This is a genomic window from Lewinella sp. IMCC34183 (assembly GCF_003390915.1).
Classification (GTDB): domain Bacteria; phylum Bacteroidota; class Bacteroidia; order Chitinophagales; family Saprospiraceae; genus Neolewinella.
Genome location: NZ_QMEM01000001.1, coordinates 341383 through 358057, shown reverse-complemented (window position 1 = coordinate 358057; position 16675 = coordinate 341383). Strand labels below are relative to the sequence as shown.

Genomic DNA, 16675 nt, shown 5'->3' with positions numbered 1-16675 from the left:
TTTAGGCGACCAGGGCGATGCAGCTGATCTCCACGTTGACGTACTTCGGCAGGTTGGCTACCTGCACCAGGGCGCGGGCGGGGGCCGTATCCTCGGCGAAGTACTCCGCGTAGACGGAATTGATGCGGCCGAAGTTCTCCATGTCGCTCACGAAGACTTCGCACTTCAGGACCTGTTCCATGCTGCTGCCGCCGGCCTCCACGATCGCTTTGAGGTTGTCGAGCACGCGGCGGGTTTCCGATTCGATGTCCGCGGTCAGCAGGTCCCCCGTGGCGGGGTCGAGCGCGATCTGTCCGCTGACGTAGAGCACCCCGTTGGCGAGGGTGGCCTGGTTGTAGGCGCCTACGGGAGCGGGTGCGAGGTCGGTGGTGATGATTTGCTTGGGCATGGGTCTGTTTTGCCCGCAAGATACCCGGACTTATTAAAACACGAATAGCCCGCCGGCGGGGCCGGCGGGCTAATGGAAGAAACGAACGTAACCCGGGGGCTAGTCCTCGTCTTCCGTGTTGTCTTCGGTGTCGATCTCTACGATCTCGGGTGCTTTGACCAGCAGGTTCCCGTTGTAGTAGAGATTACCCTCGCTGTCCTTGTAGGCACGGTGGGGCTGGTGCAGCTCGCCGGTGGTCTGGCAGGTGGTCAGGGTAGGGGCGGAAGCCTTGTAGTGGGTCCGACGCTTGCGCTTGCGTTGCTTCGAGATCCGGGACTTGGGATGTGCCATGGCGTAAAACTGTTTTAAGCTTAATTTTTATTCAGGTCCTTGAGTACGTCCCAGGGGCTGGAGCGATCTTCATCCTCGTCATCGGCCGAACGGGTAGGGGCCTCCTCAGCGGTGGCGTAGGAGGCGTCGATCCGGTGGAGCAGGTCTTCGTCGCAGGGGTAGGGTGGTTCGCCGGCCCGGCAATCGTAGGTACGGATCATCGGTACGGCCAGCACCACCATTTCGTAGACGAAGGGCGCCAGGTTGAAGTCGTTGGTGTCCGGGTGCAGGTAAACGATGTCTCCCTCGTCGCGCTGTTCATCCGCCTCCGCGGTGAACTTGACGATGAGTTGGCGACGGTCCTGGATCGGAAGATCAATATCGGCCAGGCAACGGTCGCACGCGGTGGCGATAGTGCCGGCAAAATCGAAATCCACCACCATTTCGCGACTTTGCTTATCGACGATCAGGTGAAGGTCGACCGCAGCGCGCTGGATCGGCGACTCGGGGTAGGCGGAAAGGAATCCGTCCCCTACCTTCAGGTCGTACTCGTAAAATCCCTTACCAAGCCCCTTCAGGGGTAAGACAAAAGCGGAAGGAGTAGACATAAGGCAATCGTTTTGAACCGGAACGGTACCCATTGGTACCCTAGGGACGTTTCAAAGTGGGCGCAAAGGTACGTTATCCCCCGCGATAAAACAAAACGTTTGTCGCCCTAATAATGATAGAAGGGTAGGTAGGCTATCCGGGGCTCGCCGGTATCCTCGTGTGGGTACTGGGTCGTGACCCGGAGTAGATTCTTCCCTTTCCTCAACGGCGGATCGGGCAGGAAGGCGCGTATCCCGTACTGATCACCCGCGGCATTGGTCAGGTACTGCCGCTCCAGCTCGAATTCTCTCGCCGGCTCGCCGTTGACGGCGAAGGAAAGGTACTCCCCGGCACATTGTACCAGCCACTCCCGCCTCCGCATACGCGCCTCTTGCCGATCAAGGCCTTCCGGTACAAGGGCGACGCTGCAGCCTGACTCCAAAAAGAACATCTCCCGCTCTGGCAGGGGTATCCAGACCGTCAGCCCCTCGGAGGTGATGGGCGACTCACCGGTCAGGATCGGCCGGACGTAAATGCCGTCGAATGCCTCCTTACCCGAAACATTGGTTGCGAGGAGGAGCGAATCGTTGGCTATGCGGTGGTAATAATTGTCGATGAAGTAGAGGGTCTGCCGGTTGGCCAGCAGGCTTAGTAGCATCACTACAATGAGGCTCACCAGGCCGAGTAAGTATTTCCAACCGAATCCTTTCTGGTCCGCGTAATAGGACGTGACCAGGTTGATGGAAGTGGTGATGTACTTTCTCGCCACCGGGTACGTGAATCGGCTCACCACCATGGAAATCGGCCACTGGTACCGCCTGACTAGGGGATGGTCGCGATAGCGGGCGCTGTGGGACACCATAGTGAGTACGGAAAGCAGAAGCAGGGGAGCCAGCAGAACACCCATCCCGATAAACACCTGCCGGGACGTGAAGCCGGCGGTCACCAGCCAGGAATGAATGAACAGGAAAACCACACCGACAATCCCGAAATTGAGAAAAACCCCGGCAAGCGCGAATGCCACACCGAAGATCCCGCTCCCCAGGCGGTCGAGGCGCCGGATAAAGCCGTCAATGTCGCCAAACTCCGCCTTCATCCTTTCCTGGTGGTGCTGACTAAAACGCTCGTTCGTTTGGAACCCCCCGGGATACACGGAGTTGAGTCCGACGAGTCCAATCCACATGGCCCGCACCACGAAGTGAAATATGAAGGTCGCGATGAGGCTGGTGGCCAGGACGCGCCAGTAGATCGAAGCGATGTAGCTGATGAAGAGGGAATCCCGGTCGTAATTTAGCAGGAAGTAGCCTTCCATCTGGTCGATCAGCCCCGGAAGCTGCAGGCTCCCGACGATTGCCGCTCCAGAGATAATCAGTTCCGCCTGCCAGCTTTCTCGCTCCAGCTTGCGGAGCCATTTCGGTTTGGGTTCGGCGTCGGGTGCGCGTGCGGGGTCCACGACACTAAGTTATCGCACGAGCGTCACCTGCCCCTCCTCCTGTAGCTCCACGCCGTCCTGACGGAATTTGGCCAGATAGAGGTATACATCGGAGGGTTGCGGCGACTCGTTCTTGGTACCGTCCCAGCCCTCCTGCGGATCGTCGCTGGTGAAGACTTTTTGTCCCCACCGATCGTACACGATCATGGTGTAGTCCGTGATCGTTCCGTTGTAGAATAGCCGAAACTCGTCGTTACGCCCGTCGCCGTTGGGTGTGAAGAGGTCGGGGATCTGTACCAGCGACTGCTCGACCGGTAGAAAGAAACTGGCATCGTAGGTACACTGCCCTTCCTCGCTGGTTACGGTGACGGAATAATTCAACGGTTGGGGGGTATCGTCCTGCCGGGGTACGGTCACGGTGATCTCCTGTCCCGAGGCGGTTCCCGGAGAGTAGTTGCCCGTCCAGGCGTAGGTAAAGTTCTGGCCGGCCGGCAGGTTGGTCACGGTAAGTACGACATCGTTGCCGGCGTAGAGTACGTCCCCGCCCCCGGCGGTAGTGCCGTCGGGCAGCGTGGCCACGATGATCGGAGTGATGTCTTCACCCAGGACCTCCACGGTGATACCGTCCGAGGCAGTGCTGCATCCGAGATCGTCGGTAAAGGTTACCGTATAGGTGCCGCTCTGCGGGGTGTTGACGGCGATCTCCCGGCCCGTCTGGGTGGTTCCGTTCGGCAACAGCCAGGTGTAGGTACCGGTAATGGAACCAGGATCTACCGCGGCGCTCAGGTTCAGTACGTCACTGGCGCAGACCGTCGACGGGCCACTGGCCGTGACCGTGTAATCGGTAGCCAGAACAAGCTGCAGGGTCTGGGTGGTCGTACCGCAATCGCCGGTGGTTTCGATGGTGTAGGTGGTCGTTTCCGTCGGGCTCAGCAGTACGCTGGGGTTGTTGGTGTCGATGCCGCCCCCGGTGATGCGGTAGGTGTAACCGGGAACGGTCCCGCCAACGATCAACTGCCGGGAATCGCCGGGACAAAGCAATACCTCGGTGGTGAGTTCGGGCGATTGATTCTCGGCCACGTTGATCTGGTAGGAGAGTTCGGCCTTGCATTCGTCGTTCCCGGTAATGAGTTCGATGGTGTACTCGGTAGTAGTCTGCAGGGTGGCTATCGGATCCAGGCAGTCCGTGCAGCTCAGCGTATTGGTCGGGTCCATCCACTCGAGCGACCCGGTTCCACTCTGGAAGGTAGCCTGTATCTGGACCATCTCTCCCGGGCATACGGTGGTATCCTGGGGGGAGAAGGTTACTACCGGTGGTTCGACGACGTTGACGTCGATAGTTGCCGTATCGATACACGCGCCATTACGGGTAATGCGGGTCAGCGTGGCGGTATCCTGGGCATTGAAAACGGCATTGTAGAGATCGCGTGGACTCTGCAGGCCGGGGGCCGTCGTCCATTCGTGCTCGATGATGGGGAAGTCACCGACGTCGTAGACGGGCGAAAGAACGTAGAACGTGTCGCCCTGGCAGTACGGATCCTTTTCGGGCTCCAGCATCAGGCTCAGGTCGGCGGGCAGGCTATCCAGGCGCACCGCTACCGAGTCAATGCGGCGGCAGCCGTTGATGGTAGTTTCGGCGTAGTAAGTGATGTCGGCGACGGGACGCACCGTAAAGCTCCGTCCCGTGGGCGCGCTCAGGTTGAAGCGGGTAGGAGACCAGGTGATCTCCCGATTGGCGACAAAGGGGGTGTCGACGACGGTAAGAACGATGGAATCGACCCCCAGGCAGGCAAAGACCGTGTCCTGCGGAATATCGAACAGTCCGTCGATCACGTCGACCTCAACCTCCAGTCGTTCTTCGCAGGCGCCGTTTTCCGACCGGGCCACGATAGCATAGGTAGAGGCGGAATCCACGCGTACGGTGAAGCCGTTCGCGGCCGTAGCGCCGGTCACGGGACGGTTATTGGAGAAGACGGTATAGATGGTATTGCCGGTGTCGTCGACCGGTCCCCCCGTCAGGGAGAGGTCGGTGCCCTGGCATACGGTTAGATCGTCGATCAGCGGGGGGGCTACTAGAACGTCAACGTCCACGAAGATGCTGTCGGAGACCGTACAGCCGTCGCTCCCGGTAGCCGTCACGCGGATAAACCCGCTGGCTTGGGGCCGCACCCGCGGGGAGGCGCTCGTGACCGGGTCGACGAAGCCGGCGGCGGGGGACCATTGGTAGGTCGGGTTATTCAGAGTGTTGGTCTGCTGCAGGCGGATCTGCTCGCCCTGGCATAGACTGATGGACGCGGGGTTGAGAATGTCGACCGTGCCGCAGGGGGTCTGCGCGGTCATGAAAGCACCGCCCGTCAGCAGGAGCAGCAGGCTGGTCAGTAAACGTAGGATCATAGCGTGGCGCCAGGGTGATGGTAGGGCTGCCAAAGTACGAATTTTACCAACGTGGCCGGGCTTCCCGCCCGCGGGCTTGGTCCGCCGTGCGCTATTCCGCGCTCAGCCACCGCCGGGTCTCCTCCACCGTCACCAGTCCGTAGTCGTTGCCCCAGGCCTGATTGATGTAGTTGACGATGTTCACGATCTGAAATTCCGAGAGCTCGATGTTGGCGGGCATGGCCTCGTTGTAGGTTTCCCCGTTCACGACCATCGGGCCTTCCATCCCGTGTCGGATGCCCTGGACGACGGCCGCGGGATTATCGCGCAGGTAGTCGGCACCGGCCAGAGGCGGGATGAGCAGCCCGAGGCCCTGCCCCTCCTCGAAGTGGCAGTTGGCGCAGTGTTCCAGGTACAGGTTCCGGCCCTGCAGGTGCTCCGTCTTTCCGCAGCCGAGTACGCACAGCAGGAGCAGGGTGCAGAGGGTCAGTGAGAGAAGAAGGGTGCGCGGCATGCGGGTGGTTTCCCCCATAACGGGGCGGTTACCACTTAGTTGTGGCGTCGCCGTGACCGGCACGGATCTTCCGCTCCAGTTCTTCCAGGGCCTTCTTGATGTCGTCGTTGGTTTCCATCAGGTCACGCACGGTCTTGATCGAGTAGATCACGGTGGCGTGGTCCCGCCCGCCGAACATGCGACCGATGGCCTTGAGGCTCTGGTCCGTAAACTGCTTGACTAGGAACATGCTGACCTGTCGGGCGAGTACCACGTGCCGGCGGCGGGTGGCACTGGCCAGTTTCTCCACGTCCAGGTTGTAGTATTCGGCCACGGTGCGCTGGATCACCTCCGGGGTCACTTCGCGGTTGATCTCGGTCACGAAGTTCTTCAGTACCTGCCGCGCGAGCTCGAGGTCGATCTCCTTACCCTGGTTGACTCCGCTGTGCAGCACGAGGTTGTTGAGTACGCCCTCTAGTTGGCGGATGTTGTTCTGAATGTGGTAGCAGATGAACTCCATCACCTGCGGTTGCAGGTTGACCTCATTGGCGCTGGCCTTGGCCGCCAGGATGGCCATCCGGGTCTCGAGGGCGGGCGCGCTCAGGTCGGCGGTCAGGCCCCACTGGAAGCGGCTGCGCAGCCGCTCCTCGATGTCGAGCTCGATGATCGGCCGGTCGCAGGTCATCACGATCGCCTTGTTGTTCTGCCGCAGGACGTTGAAGAGGTTGAAGAAGACGTCCTGGGTTTTCTTGCGGTTGATCAGCTGCTGAATGTCGTCGACCAGCAGCACGTCCACGTTCTGGTACCAGTTTACGAGGTCGTTGGTGGTGTTGTTGCCGATGCTCGACACGAGCTGGTTGGTGAAGGTGTCGGTCGTGACGTAGAGTACCGACTTGTTCGGGTATTTCTCGGCGATGCGGTTGCCGACGGCCTTGAGCAGGTGGGTCTTGCCCAGTCCCACGGGGCCGTGAATGACGAGGGGGTTGAAGGCGGTGTTGGAGGGGTTGTCGGCTACGGCCTTGGCGGCGTTGCGGGCCAGGCTGTTGCAGTCGCCCTCGATGAAGTTATCGAAGGTGTACTTGCCGTCGAGGTTGCTCTCGATGCGCGGGCGCGTCATGCCCGGGATCACGAAGGGGTTGGACGGAGTGGGTACGGCCTTGCCGTTCCCCGATTTGGCGGCGGGCTGGTAGCCTTCCTCGTTCTGCCGGGGCGGCTTGATACGGTACTGCAGGCGACCCGCGGTACCCAGCGCCTGGTTGAGGCTAAGCTTGAGGACGTCGATGTAGTGTTCTTCGAGGAATTCGTAGAAGAGCCGGTGGGGGACCTGGATGGTCAGCTCGTTGCTCTGAAGTGCCACCGGTCGAATGGGAACGAACCACGTCTGGTAGCTCTGCGGATCAACGCTGTGCCGGATGGTTTGTAGACAGTTTTCCCAAACTAAGGTGTGGTTCATTAGTGTTGCCAGTTGCACAGTATTCATTCTTCCCGGCGGTGGTAGGGCACCGTAGGTTGGTTAGCGAAACGTTTTGAGGATCAGTAAGTAATCGGTAAAAATTAGCTGCACGATCTCGGGGCCACTTGGTGTCCCGTTCGTCCAGGGGTAGCCCATATTGGGCCAATTTCAGGTAGTTGAGGTAACCCGAGTCCGCCCGGGTGGATAGCAAATATGAGGCTTGGAGGGGCAGTCGGACAAAAGATTGCCGGACTTTTATCACAAAATCTTCTTTGGCGGGGATTCCTTCGCAAAGCGGCAATTTTGTCATAAGCGTACCACGACTATGACCCGTTCTATACCCGCAAATTGCTACAAGACACGCAGCCGCGGTCGCCCGGTCCGCCGAAGGTGATGTCCAGGCGGCCGAGCCGTAAACCGGCAAATCCCACCTGGTTGATCACCACCGGTTCGCCGGCTGCATTCGGTACCTCCACCGGCTCGTCCAGGAACGTATGGGTGTGTCCGCCCAGGATGAGATCGATGTGCCGGCTGGCCGCCGCAAGGGTCACGTCGCTCACCTTCTCGTCGCGGTAGCGATAGCCCAGATGGCTGAGGCAGATCACCAGGTCACACTTCAGGCGCTGCCGCAGGTGCAGGGCCGTTTCGTTGCCGCGGGCGATGGGGTCCTGGTAGGTTGTGGAGCCGTATAGCTCGGACGGCACGAGGCCCTCCAACTCGATCCCCAGGCCGAAGACCCCGACCCGGATCCCGTCCTTGTCGAACACCCGGTAGGGAGCAACCAGGTCCGACAGCGGCGTTCCCGAGAGGTCGTAGTTGGCATTGAGCATCGGGAAGGAGGCCTTCTTCAACTGGGTAGCGAGGTTCTCGATGCCGCCGTCGAAGTCGTGGTTGCCGATCGTACAGGCATCGTAGCCCATCTGCGACATGAGCTTCATTTCCAGCTCGCCCAGGAAAAAGTTGAAGTAGGCGGTACCCTGGAACACGTCGCCGCTGTCCAACAGCAGCACGTTCGGCTCCGCCCCGCGGATGCGCCGGATCAGCGCGGCACGGCGGACGGCTCCGCCCTGGTTGGCATTGCGGGTACCGTCGTCGGGGAAGGGGTCGATCCGGCTGTGCCAGTCGTTGGTGTGCAGGATGGTGATACGGCGGTCGCGGCGGGGAAGGGCCGTGGCGAGTCCGGGTAGGAGGAGCAAGCCACCCCCTACGGCCGCGCGCCGGATAAAGAATCTGCGATTCATCGGTCGTTGAGTTTGATGCGGCTCCCGTCGGAGACCACGGTGATGGGGCCTGGCGCGCGGCCGGCCTGTTCGATCAGCAGGTCACGTACCAGTTGCCCGCTGGCGTACTGCTTTCGGCCGGCCAGCATGCTGGCGTCGCTGCCTCCGTTGGCCACGTAATCGGGTACGGCGATGTAGTAGGTGGCGGTGGGGTCCACCGGACGGCCCTCCACCCGTATCGTGACCGTGCCGTCGTGGCGCACGGCCGTAAGTCCCTCGCTGACCGGCCAGCCGCCATCGGAGAGGGTATGGTCTACGAAGTCGAGTAATTCCTGCCCGTTCACTTCCACGAGTACCAACTGGTTGTCGAAAGGCATCAGTTCGTAGAGTTGGGAGACGGTGAGGTCCCCCGCGCCGATCTCGGCCACACGCAAACCGCCGTAGTTCTGGACCGCGAAACTGACGTGCTTGTCGGGGAAGAGCTCACGGGCGGCGGCCAGGGTGAGGTCGGCCGCCCAGTTCCCCAGGCTGCTCTCCGGCTGTCCCTTCGTGAGGGGAGTTGCTACCTCGGCCACTACGCGATTGAGCAAGTTGGCCAGTTCTTCGCGGTAGGGAGTGATGGTCGCCTCCATCGCAGCGTTGGCCGTGAGGCTCTCGTCGACGCGGGTGTCCTCAGTGATGGGGTAGAGGCGGGGCTGGGTGACGGGGTCCGTCAGGGGGCGGCCGCAGGCCAGGGCGGTCAGCAGCAGCCCCGCGAGCGGCAAAAGACGGTAGTTCATGGTGCGGTAGAATTTGCGGGGGTGGGGGAGAGAAAGAAGGCTACCCACCCCCCGATCAGGAGCAGGCCGCCGACCGGAGTGACCGGACCGAGAAAGGCTACCGGCAGTCCGTGGACCGCACGCAGGCTCAGGGCAAACAGTGAGCCACTGAACAGGAAGATTCCCAACAGCCAGAGCCACGCCGCCAGCTTCAGGCGCGAACGTTGCACCTGCGGCTGCCGCCACAGTACCGCCGCCAGCCCGAGGGCAAAGGTGTGGTAAAACAGGTAGCGCACCCCCGTTTCGTAAATGGCGAGTTGGTCCGGCCCGACCAGCGTCCGCAGGCCGTGGGCGCCGAAGGCCCCGAGGGCTACGCTGCCGGCGCCGAGCAGGGCGGCCAGGCGGATAAGTTGCTGCGCGTTCATGCTGCAAAGCTATCGCCTGTGCCGCCGCCGACGGGGACAAATGGCCCAATCTGACCGGATTATGGCACGGGGTCCTTAGATTGCCGCCTTTACTTATCAGAATCCCGCAAAAGCTTTCGCATGACCGCCTACGTATTTCCCGGCCAGGGTGCCCAGTTCACCGGAATGGGCAAGGACCTGTTCGACCTCAGCGAGCACGCCAAGACCCTATTCATGCAGGCCGACGACGTGCTCGGCTTCTCCCTGTCCGACGTAATGTTCAACGGCTCGGAGGAGGACCTCCGGCAGACCCGCATCACCCAGCCCGCCATTTTCGTACATTCTACGGTAGCCTTCCTTAGCGCCGAGGAGCCCCAGGAGCCGGACGCCGTGGCCGGCCATAGCCTGGGTGAGTTTTCCGCCCTCGTTGCCGCCGGCGCGATTGCCTTTCCGGATGCCCTGCGGCTGGTAAGCCAGCGCGCCCGGGCCATGCAGGAGGCCGCCGACGCGCGCCCCGGAACGATGGCCGCAGTCCTGGGACTGGACGACGCCACTATCGAGGCCGCCTGCGCGGAAATCAAGGACGTGGTGGTGCCCGCCAATTACAATACGCCCGGCCAGTTGGTCATATCCGGTTCGGAAGAGGGGGTCGCTACGGCCTCCAAGGTACTTAGCGACCTCGGCGCCCGCCGCGTGCTGCCGCTCAACGTAGGCGGCGCCTTCCACAGTCCGCTCATGGAGCCCGCCCGCGAGGCGCTGCGCGAGGCCATCGAGGCCACCCGTATCCGCCCGCCGGGCTGCGAGGTGTACCAGAACGTGGACGGGCGGCCCAGCGTCGCCCCCGAAGAGATCAAGCGTAAACTGATCGCCCAACTGACCGCACCGGTGCGGTGGACGCAGACGATCCAGCACATGCAGGCAGCCGGTATCCGGCGCTTCGTGGAAGTAGGGGGTAAGGGAAAGATCCTGGCCGGCCTGATCAAAAAGGTCGACCGCGACCTGGACGTGGAGCAACTTTCCTAAGCTGAAGCATACCTCTGCGCAAGCCCCGGACCGCGACGCGGCCCGGGGCTTGCGGGGAGGGTGATCAGCTGGCCTTCCGCTGCTTGATCTCGTCGCGGATCTGGGCGGCCCGCTCGTAGTTTTCCTCGCTGAGGACGTCTTCCAGCATCGTGTTGAGCTCACCCATGGTGTAGCTCGACAGGTTGTCGCTGCGCTCGCTGGTGGGGTCGTCGCCCACGTCGTGCATCTGCAGGTCCTCCTCCTCGCCTTCGCCCTCCAGTACGATACCCGCATTCTGCAGGATCAACTCGTAGGTATAGATCGGACAGTCGAAGCGGGTGGCCAGCGCCAGCGCGTCGCTGGTGCGGCTGTCCACTTCGATGATCTCGCCGTCGCGGTCAAGCACCAGGCGGGCGTAGAAGATGCCTTCCTTGATGTCGCTAATGATGATCTCGCGCAGGTCGGTACGCAGGGTTTCCAGGGTGTTTTTAAAGAGGTCGTGGGTCATTGGGCGGGGACCGCTCATGCCCTCGATGGCAATGGCGATGGCCTGCGCCTCCGCACTGCCGATGATGACGGGCAGGCGGCGCGGGCCGTCAATTTCACCCAGTACCACGGCATAGTTCAGCGACTGGGTGACGCTGCGGCTGATCGCCATTACTCTGAGCTCGATCTTATCCATTCTGCTTCGGTAAATCCTTCAAATAACTGCTAACGAGCCAGGGACGGACAAGGTTTATCCCGCCGCCCGGCCTAAGGGGGGGCGAAGATAAGAAACCCCTCAGTAGCCGGGGAGGGCAGGGGCCTCCCGGGGCAAAACTTATCGCGATGATTTGTTACGCCCTCCGGCTAAACAGTCGGAGCGACTGAAGCTTACCGGTCCGCCGGCAGCGTTTTGGCCTCCTGCCACAGTTTTTCCATCTCGGCAAGCGGCATGGCCGCCAGTCCTCCCGCGCCCGCCCGCTGCTCCACGTGCTCGAAGCGAAAGCGGAATTTCCGGTTGGTACGTTCCAGGGCGGTCTCGGGGTCGATGCCCCGCCAGCGGGCGTAATTGATCAGACTGAAGAGCAGGTCGCCGAATTCTGCCTCCTGCTCCGCCGCGGAGTCGGCGGCGTGAAATTCGTCCATTTCCTCGCGCACCTTATCCCAGACCTGGTTGACGTTATCCCAGTCAAATCCGAATTGGGCGGTCTTCTCCTGCATCCGCATGGCCTTGACCATGGCCGGCAGGGCGGTGGGGACGCCGGACAGGACGGTCTTTTTACCGCCGCCGCGGGCCAGTTTGATCTGCTCCCAGTTGCGCTTGACGGCGGCGGCGTCTTCCGCGACTACATCGCCGTAGATGTGGGGGTGCCGTTCCACCAGCTTGTCGCACACTGCGTTAAGGGCGTCGGCGATGTCCCAGGCCCCCCGTTCCGAGGCAATGCGGGCGTAGAAGACCATATGCAGCAGCAGGTCGCCTACCTCCTCCTTGATCCCTTCCAGGTCTTCGGAGAGGAGCTCGTTGGCGAGTTCGTAGGTTTCCTCGATCGTCAGTTTACGGAGGCTGAGAAAGGTTTGTTTGCGGTCCCAGGGGCACTGCTCGCGCAGTTCGTCCATGATGGTCAGCAGGCGTTGGAAGGCGGTGAGTTGGGGCGTCATGCGGCGAAGGTACGGAGCGGCGCAGGGTGCCCCCGGCAATCCGCAACCCCGCTCTGTTACGTAAGTGGCAAAAATTAATCGCTTTTGCGCTTGATCCTGTTGCTGGCTTTGCTGCCGGTTTTTGCTACCGCCCAATCGGTCCTGCTGGGCCCCCTTGCCGCCGCGAGTCGCGCCGCGGGAGGTACCGGGGTCACGTCTCGGGGCCTACGGTCCCTCTGGCACAATCCGGCCGGCCTGGCGGACCGACGCGCCTTCGCCGCGGGCGCTTCCGTGGAACAGCGCTTTGGTATTGCCGAACTGGGGATTGCCTCCGGCGGGGCCACCTTTCGCTCTTTCGGCTTGCAGGTCGCTTCCTTGGGCCTGGACGACTATGCGGAGCAACGCTTAGGGTTATCCTACGGTCGTTCCCTGTCCGATCGCTTGCGCGTCGGCGCACAGTTCGGCGTGCTGCACCGCGTGGTCCGGGGCGTCTCCGCCCGGACCCAAGGGGTGGCCGGCGTGGGTGGGCAGTACCGGCTCTCCGGGGTCCTCGACGTCGGGGCGACCTTCCTCACGGCCATCGGAAGCAAAGAGGCTACCTACCTCACGGGGGGCGTGGGGTACGCGCCGAACGCGCGCGTACGGCTGGCGGCCGAGGTGGTACACCGCCCCGATCGTCCGGTCGGAACCCGCTTCGGGTTGCGTTACGCGCCCCATCCGGACGTGGCGGTATACCTCGGGGCCGCTCCGGTCGACCGGTCCGTTACTTTCGGCTGTGGGTATCGCGTGGCCGCCGGTCTGCGGATTACCGCGGCCGTGGCGATGCACGAGCGGCTGGGCCTCAGCCCGGGCATCGGACTGGCGTACCGCGCGGGTGTCGGCGCGGAGCGAAACCAGAGGGAATAGTTTGCCGTTTCGCTATTAGTGCTGCATCCTTGCAGGTAAATTCCATCTCTATGAAATCCAGTAGCGGACCCGTCCGGCAATTTCCCCTGGCGGAGCAGGCCCGCAAAGACTTCGCGGCCCTTTCCGGGGACCGCCTTCCCGACTTCAGCAACACGGAGCTGACCTTCCGCCACCTTTCGGACCAGCGGTTGCTGGGTACACGGCGACTGTTCCGGCTGATGGGCAATCCCTACCTGACCCGGCTCATGGGATCCGCGGGAATGCGCGCGGTGGAATGGTCGCTGCCCGGGGCCGAGTGGATGGTCCGCAACACGGTGTACAAGCAATTCGTCGGCGGCACCCACTTCGAGGATGCTAAGGAATCCATCGCCCAGCTCGCCAAGCGGGGGGTGCACAGCATTCTGGATTTTGGAGCGGAAGGCAAGGAAACCCAGGCCGGTATGGATGCCTCCCTCGACGAGGCCCTGCGCGCCACCGAATTCGGTGGGGAAACGGAAGCGGTCATCGGCTCCGTGGTCAAGCTGACCAGTCTGTTTCCCTTCGAAATACTTGAAAAGTACAACGATACGGTCATTGATTTCGAGAACCTTGCGGGGACCGACCTCGAGCGGGGCATGAAGCGACTCGATCGCGTCTGCCGGCTGGGGCGCGACCGCCGGTGCGAAGTCTATTTGGACGCCGAGGAGAGCTGGATTCAGTCGGCCATCGACCAGATTGCCGAAGTCATGATGGAACGCTACAACGGCGACGCCGCCATCGTATTCACGACGTGTCAATTTTACCGCCACGACCGCCTGGAGTACCTTAAATCACTGCACCAGCGGGCCCGCCGGAAGGGATACGTGCTGGCCCTCAAGCTCGTCCGGGGCGCCTACATGAACAAGGAGGCCAAGTACGCCGACAAGCGTGGGCTACCTACCCCCATCCAGCCGGACCTGGCCAGTACCCACCGCGACTTCAACGCGGCCGCCGCCTACTGCCTCGCCCACCGCGAGGAGATCGCCTACTGCGTAGCCAGCCACAACGAGGAAAGCATCACGCGCCAACTGACCACCATGCAGCAGGAGGGCGTGGCGCGGAATCACCCTAACATTCGCTTCTCCCAGCTGCTGGGCATGAGCGATAACCTCACCTTCAACCTGGCGGAAGGCGGCTACAACGTAAGTAAGTACATGGTCTACGGGCCGGTAAAGGAAGTACTGCCCTACCTCGTGCGACGCGCCCAGGAGAATACCTCGGTGACCGGGGAGGCGGGCCGCGAACTGCGAATGCTCGACGAGGAAGTCAGCCGGCGCGGGCTCTAGCGGGCCTGTCCGCCGTAATCGCGGCCCATCATTTCCCAGACGGTGATGAACAGGGCGGCCACGGTGGGGCCGATCACGAAACCACTGAGGCCGAAGAGGGCGATGCCCCCCAGGGTGGAAATGAGTACCAGGTAGTCCGGCATCTGCGTATCCCGGCCGACCAGCAGCGGGCGTAGCAGGTTGTCCACCAGGCCGATGATCAGGGAGCCCACCACTACGATGATGATGCCCGAGGCCACGTCGCCCTGGATGAACATGATGATGGCCGCCGGTACCCAGACGATGGCGCTGCCGCCCACGGGCAACAGGGCCAGTAACATCATGGCCACGCCCCAAAGGAGGGCCGCAGGGATACCGAGGATGGCAAAGAGGACCCCACCGATGGCCCCCTGTACGAAGGCCACGATCAGCGTACCCTTCAGGGTAGCGCGGGCCACCTGCGCGAAGCGCCGGAAGAGTACCCGCTCGCGCACGTTCCCCATGGGAATGGTCTGTACCAGCTTCCGCTCGATGGCCCAGCCATCGACCAGAAAGAAGTAGAGCAGGTAGATCACCAGGGTGAACTGAATGATGGTATTGAGAATACTGCTGCCGAAACCGATGGCCCAGTTGGCCAGGAACTGCCCGGCCTGGCCGATGGCCGTGGTGAGGCGGGTCTTGATATCGTCGAGGCTGACGCCGAAGTCTTCCAGCCCGGACGCCACCCGCGGGAGGCGCTCGTCGACCCAGTCGAGCACGATATTGGGGTTGAGGGTGCCATTTTCTATGCTACCGTAGAGGCTGATGGCCTGGTTGACCAGCGCCAGCCCCAGCAGCGCGAAGGGGACGATGACGAAGAGGACCACCAGCAGCGTGGTGATGCCCGCGGCCACCGAGTCGTGCCCCCGAAACTGGATCCGCAGGCGGCGGTACACGCCGAAGAAGATGATCGCCAGCACGGCTCCCCAGAAGCAGGTAAGCAGGAAGGGGGCGATGAGTCCGAAAAAAGCGATGGTCGTGAGCGCCACGACGATAAAGAACAAGTTGCGCTTGACCCGCCGTACAGTGGTACGGTCCCTTTCGATTGGCATATTTTGCAGTGGATTAGCGCGCGGCGACCTCGCCGCGTCTTCCGGCTCATAGTACCTGTTCGCCGGTCAGGTGTTCGGTCGGAGGGTGTGCCCCGGGGAATTATTCGCACGCTGGCGGGTACGGTCCGGGCCGCAAATTCGTTAGTCCCAGTATCACCCCCTTATTATGACCCTACGCCAACCCCGTTTTCTTCTGCTTAGTGGATTAGTGCTTGCCTGCCTGACGGCCGGTGCCCAGAAATATAGCAACGAATTTCTCAGTATTGGTGTCGGCGCCCGCGCCCACGGTATGGGGACGGCCGTAGTCGCTACCCAGCGCGACGTCTACGCCGCGGCCTGGAATCCGGCCGGCCTGGCGGCCCTGCCGCCCGACGCCGGCCTGGAGCTGGGTGCCATGCACGCGGAATGGTTCGGGGGGGTTGGCAACTTCGATTACCTGGGAGTTACCCTGCCGTTGTCCAGCAATAACCAGCGCCTGGGGCTAAGTATCATCCGCTTCGGCATCGACCAGATTCCTAATACTCTGTCGCTGTACGAGGCCGACGGGACCATCAATTTTGACAACGTCACCGAGTTTTCGGCGGCCGACTATGCCTTCCTCGGTTCCTACGCGCGGGCCTTTCCGCGTCCGAAGGGGATCCTTCGGGTGGGCGGCAACGTCAAGGTGGTACACCGGAGCATCGGCACTTTCGCCAGCAGCTGGGGTTTCGGGCTTGACCTGGGCGCCCAACTGGAGCGCAATGCCTGGACGTTCGCGCTGCTCGCCCGCGACGTTACCACCACCTTCAATGCCTGGTCCTTCTCGTTTACCGAAGCCGAGCGGGAGCAACTTGAGTTGACCAACAACGTGGTGCCCATCAACAGCGTGGAAACCACCAACCCCACGGTTATTCTGGCCGTTGCCCGGGACTTTCAGTTGACCTCGCAAATCGGCCTGACGGCTGAAGTCGACCTCATCGCCACCACGGATGGTAAGCGTAATACCCTCATCAGTGCCGATCCCGTAAGTCTCGATCCGGCCATTGGCCTGGAGGCCGACTACGGCGATTTCGTTTTTCTGCGCGCGGGCGTCAGCCAGCTGCAGCGCATCCGCGACTTTGGCGATACCGAGGCGATCAATTCCAGGCCCTCCCTGGGTCTGGGGCTCAAGGTGGGCCAGCTGCACGTTGACTATGCCTACACCGACCTGGGCGACGATTCCGGCCGCTCGACCTACAGCCACGTGGTGAGCCTTCGGCTGGGTATAAAGCCGCGGCAGGAATAAGAGCCTGCTTGGGGGGGAGCCTTAGTAGGAGGGCCGGACTGCAATTCTACTCGTAGGTGGGAGAAGCCACCGGGTAGCTGCTAGTCCCGGT

General features: G+C 62.1%; 17 protein-coding genes. 4 read left to right on the top strand and 13 right to left on the bottom strand.

Translation table 11 applies throughout. The features are described from left to right. Position 1: 1 nt before the first annotated feature. The 10 genes from DQG19_RS01525 to DQG19_RS01480 all read right to left on the bottom strand — a co-directional run bounded on the left by DQG19_RS01525 (position 2) and on the right by DQG19_RS01480 (position 9439). Entirely contained in the window at positions 2 to 388 is a 387-nt protein-coding gene (locus DQG19_RS01525; RefSeq protein ID WP_116124460.1) for a Rid family detoxifying hydrolase, read from the bottom strand. Positions 389 to 487: 99 nt separating this feature from the next. Continuing rightward, positions 488 to 718 carry a 50S ribosomal protein L32 gene (rpmF, locus tag DQG19_RS01520; protein ID WP_116124459.1) on the bottom strand — a complete coding sequence of 77 codons (231 nt, stop codon included), beginning with the start codon at positions 716 to 718 and terminating at the stop codon, positions 488 to 490. A gap of 20 nt (positions 719 to 738) precedes the next feature. After that, positions 739 to 1305: a YceD family protein gene (locus DQG19_RS01515; RefSeq protein WP_157974259.1), complete on the bottom strand. Its 567-nt coding sequence runs from the start codon at positions 1303 to 1305 to the stop codon at positions 739 to 741. A 107-nt stretch (positions 1306 to 1412) separates the two neighbouring features. Further along, positions 1413 to 2738, bottom strand: a complete 1326-nt coding sequence (locus DQG19_RS01510) for a hypothetical protein (protein ID WP_116124457.1) — start codon at positions 2736 to 2738, stop codon at positions 1413 to 1415. Between the two features lie 9 nt (positions 2739 to 2747). Beyond that, complete coding sequence (locus tag DQG19_RS01505; protein WP_116124456.1) at positions 2748 to 5111, bottom strand: gliding motility-associated C-terminal domain-containing protein; 2364 nt, start codon at positions 5109 to 5111, stop codon at positions 2748 to 2750. Between the two features lie 91 nt (positions 5112 to 5202). Next, positions 5203 to 5604: a c-type cytochrome gene (locus DQG19_RS01500; protein ID WP_157974258.1), complete on the bottom strand. Its 402-nt coding sequence runs from the start codon at positions 5602 to 5604 to the stop codon at positions 5203 to 5205. Positions 5605 to 5632: 28 nt separating this feature from the next. Beyond that, the gene (gene dnaA / locus DQG19_RS01495; RefSeq protein WP_116124454.1) at positions 5633 to 7036 is read right to left on the bottom strand and encodes a chromosomal replication initiator protein DnaA; all 1404 of its coding nucleotides are present in this window, start codon (positions 7034 to 7036) and stop codon (positions 5633 to 5635) included. Positions 7037 to 7371: 335 nt separating this feature from the next. Further along, the gene (locus DQG19_RS01490; RefSeq protein ID WP_116124453.1) at positions 7372 to 8277 is read right to left on the bottom strand and encodes a bifunctional metallophosphatase/5'-nucleotidase; all 906 of its coding nucleotides are present in this window, start codon (positions 8275 to 8277) and stop codon (positions 7372 to 7374) included. Then, positions 8274 to 9035 (bottom strand): 5'-nucleotidase C-terminal domain-containing protein, encoded by a 762-nt coding sequence (locus tag DQG19_RS01485; RefSeq protein ID WP_116124452.1) that lies wholly within the window; start codon positions 9033 to 9035, stop codon positions 8274 to 8276. Before DQG19_RS01485 ends, DQG19_RS01490 begins: the two co-directional genes overlap by 4 nt. Further along, positions 9032 to 9439 (bottom strand): DUF423 domain-containing protein, encoded by a 408-nt coding sequence (locus DQG19_RS01480; RefSeq protein WP_116124451.1) that lies wholly within the window; start codon positions 9437 to 9439, stop codon positions 9032 to 9034. Before DQG19_RS01480 ends, DQG19_RS01485 begins: the two co-directional genes overlap by 4 nt. 120 nt (positions 9440 to 9559) lie before the next feature. On the opposite strand from DQG19_RS01480, the gene fabD reads away from it, so the two are divergent. Beyond that, positions 9560 to 10441 (top strand): ACP S-malonyltransferase, encoded by an 882-nt coding sequence (gene fabD, locus DQG19_RS01475; protein ID WP_116124450.1) that lies wholly within the window; start codon positions 9560 to 9562, stop codon positions 10439 to 10441. Between the two features lie 64 nt (positions 10442 to 10505). On the opposite strand, the gene DQG19_RS01470 is transcribed toward fabD, so the two are convergent. Together DQG19_RS01470 and mazG are read right to left on the bottom strand one after the other, a co-directional pair. After that, positions 10506 to 11102, bottom strand: coding sequence for a bifunctional nuclease family protein (locus DQG19_RS01470; protein WP_116124449.1), 597 nt, complete (start codon positions 11100 to 11102; stop codon positions 10506 to 10508). Positions 11103 to 11293: 191 nt separating this feature from the next. Further along, positions 11294 to 12061 carry a nucleoside triphosphate pyrophosphohydrolase gene (mazG, locus tag DQG19_RS01465; RefSeq protein WP_116124448.1) on the bottom strand — a complete coding sequence of 256 codons (768 nt, stop codon included), beginning with the start codon at positions 12059 to 12061 and terminating at the stop codon, positions 11294 to 11296. Between the two features lie 84 nt (positions 12062 to 12145). On the opposite strand from mazG, the gene DQG19_RS01460 reads away from it, so the two are divergent. Next, positions 12146 to 12946: a hypothetical protein gene (locus DQG19_RS01460; RefSeq protein ID WP_116124447.1), complete on the top strand. Its 801-nt coding sequence runs from the start codon at positions 12146 to 12148 to the stop codon at positions 12944 to 12946. Positions 12947 to 12996: 50 nt separating this feature from the next. Further along, on the top strand, positions 12997 to 14250 hold the full coding sequence (locus DQG19_RS01455) for a proline dehydrogenase family protein (protein ID WP_116124446.1): 1254 nt from the start codon (positions 12997 to 12999) through the stop codon (positions 14248 to 14250). On the opposite strand, the gene DQG19_RS01450 is transcribed toward DQG19_RS01455, so the two are convergent. Beyond that, positions 14247 to 15320, bottom strand: coding sequence for an AI-2E family transporter (locus DQG19_RS01450; RefSeq protein ID WP_116124445.1), 1074 nt, complete (start codon positions 15318 to 15320; stop codon positions 14247 to 14249). The genes DQG19_RS01455 and DQG19_RS01450 overlap by 4 nt on opposite strands. A 166-nt stretch (positions 15321 to 15486) precedes the next feature. Between DQG19_RS01450 and DQG19_RS01445 the strand changes: the two genes are divergently transcribed. Next, positions 15487 to 16584: a hypothetical protein gene (locus DQG19_RS01445; RefSeq protein ID WP_232826411.1), complete on the top strand. Its 1098-nt coding sequence runs from the start codon at positions 15487 to 15489 to the stop codon at positions 16582 to 16584. Positions 16585 to 16675 lie beyond the last annotated feature (91 nt).